Origin of the sequence: Aminiphilus sp. (assembly GCF_029975095.1) — a bacterium.
Classification (GTDB): domain Bacteria; phylum Synergistota; class Synergistia; order Synergistales; family Aminiphilaceae; genus Aminiphilus.
Map to the genome: position 1 here is coordinate 1 of NZ_JARKPW010000017.1, position 4,717 is coordinate 4,717.

3 protein-coding genes are annotated in these 4,717 nt (G+C 62.9%); 1 reads left to right on the forward strand and 2 read right to left on the reverse strand.

What is annotated here, in order from left to right; translation table 11 throughout:
• Both Q1K49_RS01040 and Q1K49_RS01045 read right to left on the reverse strand, forming a co-directional pair.
• A partial coding sequence (locus Q1K49_RS01040) for a histidine kinase dimerization/phospho-acceptor domain-containing protein (RefSeq protein WP_300521782.1) occupies positions 1-962 on the reverse strand: 962 nt, incomplete at its 3' end.
• A 90-nt stretch (positions 963-1,052) separates the two neighbouring features.
• On the reverse strand, positions 1,053-2,639 hold the full coding sequence (locus tag Q1K49_RS01045) for an amidohydrolase (protein WP_300521785.1): 1,587 nt from the start codon (positions 2,637-2,639) through the stop codon (positions 1,053-1,055).
• A gap of 844 nt (positions 2,640-3,483) precedes the next feature.
• Between Q1K49_RS01045 and Q1K49_RS01050 the strand changes: the two genes are divergently transcribed.
• The coding region (locus tag Q1K49_RS01050) for an FAD-binding oxidoreductase (protein ID WP_300521788.1) at positions 3,484-4,717 on the forward strand (1,234 nt) is incomplete at its 3' end.

Genomic DNA, 4,717 nt, shown 5'->3' on the forward strand with positions numbered 1-4,717 from the left:
TTCGACAGATCGAGGATGTCGTTCAAAATCTCCAGGAGGGAGGCGGCGGACTCCCGAATGGTCTCGATCTGATCGCGCTGCTCCGCATCGAGTTCGGACATGAGCGCCAGCTCCGCCATGCCGATGATGCCGTTCATGGGGGTGCGGATTTCGTGGGACATGTTCGCCAGAAATTCATCCTTCGCCCGGTTCGCCGCCTCCGCCTCGGAGGCGAGGCGTCTCGCCAGCTCCTCCGCACGCTTGCGCTCCCCGATCTCCTGGAGGAGCACCCGGTTCGCCCGGGCAAGATCCTCGGTCCGCTCCGCCACCCTCATCTCAAGCTGGTCCCGATACTCCGAAAGCGCCGCCTCGGAGCGTTCGAGACTGTCGATCTTCCTCCGGAGTTCCTCGTTCAGGTTCCGGACCATCCGGTACAGCTCCAGGTTCTGCAATACGCTCGCCGTACTGTTGAGCACTCCTGAAAAAAACGCGAGGGACATGTCCAGCGCCTCTTCCGGCACCGCCTCCAAAGCGCCCATGAAAACACCCATGGTACGGTTCGCCGCCGAGGCGGCGGAAAGGAGCAGGAGAGTCTCGCCGTCCTCGGCGGCCACGATGAGCGGCTTCCGCCGCTCCACGAGCCAGGTGAAGGTACGGTTCTCGATGAGACACTCCTTTTCCCGTTCCAGAAAGGCCATCGCCTCGGGAGGATCCGCGAAGGCACACACGATCTCCGAACCGCTCTCGGAAAACAGAAAAAAGGCGACGGCCCGGAGAGGCAGAAGCGCTCGGATCCGCGAGACCGCCTCGGAGAGCACCGCCTCCGCACCGCCCGTCCTGTCCACGACCATGGAGTAGTCCGCGATCCTCGTGGCCGCTCCGAGAACTTTGAGAACGGCCTTCCGCTCCTTTTCGAGCTTCCGGACCCGCTCCCTCAGGTGGGACACCCGCCCCCACCCCGGAGAAGCCCTTCTTCCGGACATGCTTCATCCCTCCCCGGGAAAGCCTCTCCGGGCACTCCGCACCGCAGCCTCGACCGGGATCACCTCAGGTGCGGCGGTGCTCCGAAGGAATCACCCGATCCGTTCCCAACCGTCGAGATCACCCCAGGTACACGCTCCTCCCGCGAAGGTGAGACGGGCCTTTGCGTGCAAAAGCTCTTTCTGCGGCATGGCAAAGAGATCGTCCTCAAGAACGGTAAAATCCGCCAGGCACCCCGGCGCGAGCCGTCCCAGGTCCTTACCGCGACCGACCGCCCGGGCAGGGGTGGTGGTGAACATGTGGAGTGCCTGGTCCAGATCGAGCTTTTGGTCCGGCAGGAAACCACCTTCTGGATTACCCGCGTCGTCGGTGCGGTTTACCGCAGCCCAGACGCCCCGCCAGGGATTCAGGGGTTCCACCGGGCTGTCGCTGGACGCGGAAAGCGGGATCCCCGCCTCCAGGAGCGTGCGCCAGGCATAGCTCCAGTTTACCCGGACGAGTCCGAGACGAAGGGGAGCAATGCCCAGGTCGCTCGGTACGAAGGAGGGTTGCACATCTCCGAAGACGGGCAGCGCGGCGAGGCGCGCCACCTGGTCCGGGCGACACACCTGGAGATGGTTGATGCGGTAGGGAAAAACCAGCGGAGGCCACGGAGCGGACTCCACCACCTCCAGGGCATCCAGAGCCTGGTCCAGTGCGGCATCCCCGATGGTGTGGATCAGGGTCTGCAATCCCCTGGTCCGGGCCTCCCGAAGCAGCCTGATGAGATGTTCCAGGCTGTGGTTCAGAAGCCCTCTGTTGTCCGGATCGTCCGCGTAGGGCTCGGAGAGCGCCGCCGTGCGGGCGCCGATGGTACCGTCGAGATAGAGTTTGAACCCCTGAAAAGTGACCCATCCGTCGCCGAAACCGCTTTGCAGGGGAGGCACGGGAAACTTGTCGTGATAGGAGAAGACCCGCACGGGAAGCTTGTTCTTGCGGAAGAGTCCCTGATAGAGGTCGAGCCCCTCCTCCATGCCGTAGTAGTCCGCGCCGCAGGGATGGATGGAGGTGATGCCATAGCTCGCAAGTTCTCTGCAGGCATCGCCCAGGAGTTCCTCCATGCGCCCGCCGCCGAAGAGTTCCGCCTTCATGGTCTCCAGAAGGGGAAAGGCCGCTTCCTCAAGCAGGACACCGTCGTGGTCGCTCTCCGGGGAGCCGATGAGCCCGCCTCGAAGAAGCGCTCTGCCGTTCGCCACGTTCACGTGGGTGCACACCCGCTGCAACACCACGGGTTGTGAAAGCCCCAGACCGTCCAGGTCCCGGCGCTCCGGCATGCGGGAATCGCTCCATCGGGCGTTGTTGAACTTCACGCCGTAGATCCACCCGTCGGGCGGGCAGGCGGCGGCGGCGTCTCCGATCCGCTCCAGGAGATCTCTCAGCGACACCGCGTCCTCAAGGTCGAGGGCGAAGCGCTGCTTGGCGTACATGTTCAGGTGCAGATGCCCGTCGGTCAGCCCGGGGACGACCGACTCCCCCGCCAGGTCGAGGGAGCGGGCATCCCTTGCGGCGGGATGCCGCTCAACCTCTTCGGCGGTACCCACCGCAACAATTCTCTCCCCGAGGACAAGCATCTCCTCCGCCCGGGGGCATCCGGCCTCGCCGGTCCACAGTGTTCCTCCCCGGATCCGTAAAGCGCGCATCGCTCTTCCTCCCTTTCCGTCGCCGCTTTTGAAAAGGCCTGTGCGGCATTTCCGGAAGAAATGTGTTCTGCTTTACGCTCCATGGTGCCTCAAAAGAGGCGGCGCCGCAAGCACCTCCGTAAAAAACGTCCTGTCGAGGGACACGCTCTTTCGGAAGTCCTCATCTTCCTTTGCATCCCCCTTGCAATCCCCTCCGAAACCGCCGCGTTGCTCGCCTCCTTCAGGATCAGGAGACGACCGCTCCTCCCCATGCACAGAGAGGAACCGCCCTTTGCCCCGCCGTGCGCTCTTTCCTTCGGCCCCCCTCTCCGGAACCGCCGTTTTGTCCACCTCTGCGGGACTAAGGAAAGAACCGCTCCAACTCCACCCCGGAGAAAAACCGCGCTGTGCGTGACCGAGGGCATTTTCCCTGTCTCGTTTTAGGGAACCTCTGAAGAAGGCTGCACCAGCGCCGAAGGGCGCCTGACGCGACCCGAGTCAAGGGGCGGCGAAAGATCTTTATCCAGAGCTTCCTTAGGGATGACAGTATCCCTGTCTCGTCACACGCAAAAAAATCGGCATTGACTTTCCCGCGGTTTTTTGATAAATTTCAGCACCATAAATGTTGATCATTTCTGCACCGTGCAAGAGAGGGGCTGTGTACGTGTTGCGTCTTTCCGCAGGACAAGGAAACGCGTCCTTTTATTTTTACTTTTGGTACGCCACCTGAGGGCTCCCACCTGAAACGGTCGGTGCAAAGGCGGACGTGCCGAACGAAACTCAGGCCGGGTAGCCCGACGGAAGGGCTCCCGGCCTTTCTTTTTTCTCAGCCCCACACCACATGGATGAAGAAGGAGACGACGTGATGTCCACAGAGCGCATTGTCGAAAAAAAACCCTACGGGCGACTCACCGAAGAGGTGCTGAAGGAGATCAGGGAACTCCTCGGCGAGAGGAACGTTTCCCTGGATCCGGAGAAACGGCAGACCTACTCCTTCGACCAGGTCCCGAGGGGGCATTGGGAGGACGAATTTCTCTCCGACGTGGTGGTCTTTCCCGAAACGACGGAGCAGATTGCGGCCCTGCTCACTCTCGCGAACCGCCTGCGCATTCCCGTGACACCCCGGGGAGCCGGCACGGGGCTCTCGGGAGGCGCCATTCCTCTGCACGGAGGTATCGTCCTCTCCACGGAGAAGATGAACCGCATCCTGGAGCTGGACGAGAACAACCTCACCATCACCGTCGAGCCCGGGGTGGTGACCGCGGAGATCACGAAGGCCGCCCGGGCTGCGGGGCTTCTCTACGCGGGAGATCCCTGCAGCGGTGACGCCTCTTTCATCGGAGGCAACGTGGCGGAGAACGCCGGAGGCAACAAGGTGGTGAAGTACGGCTCCACGGGAGCCTCGGTGCTGGCCCTCGAAGTGGTTCTCGCCGACGGCTCCGTCACCTGGTTCGGCGGCAAACGCCGCAAGGACGTGACGGGCTACGACTTCGTTCATCTCCTCGCCGGTTCCGAGGGAACTCTCGGGATCATCACGAAGATCATCCTCCGCCTCCTTCCCCTGCCGACGAAAGTGGTGGATCTCCTCGTTCCCTTTCCCGACACCGACACGGCGGTAGCCTTCGTCCCACGGATCATGATCGAGGGAAAGGTCATCCCCGCCTCCATCGAGTTTCTGGACCGCAGCGCCATCCGTCTCGTGGAGGACTATCTCAGCACCCGTCTTCCCCACGGCGATGCGGGAGCCCATCTCATCATCCAGCTTGAGGGCAACGACCCCGAAACGCTCGCGGACGAATACGAGCGCATCGGCGAACTCTGCTTCCGCCACGGTGCGATGGAGGTCTTCGTGGCGGACAACCGGAACGTGCGGGACAAGCTCTGGAAGGCCCGGAAGGCCGTCGGCGAGGCCATGGTGGCGGGGTTCGTCCAGAGCGCCCTGGAAGATGTGGTGGTTCCCACGAGCGCGGTTCCGGAGCTGATGCGCGAGGCGACGCGCATCACGGAGACGCACGGCGTGGAGGGAATCAATTTCGGCCACATCGGAGACGGAGACATGCACGTCAACTTCGTCATCCGAAAGCCCCGTGCGGACTGGC

Bases quoted from the DNA above. Each gene is read 5' to 3' on its own strand.
- Q1K49_RS01045 (WP_300521785.1), bottom strand. From the start codon at position 2,639: ATGCGCGCTTTACGGATCCGGGGAGGAACACTGTGGACCGGCGAGGCC.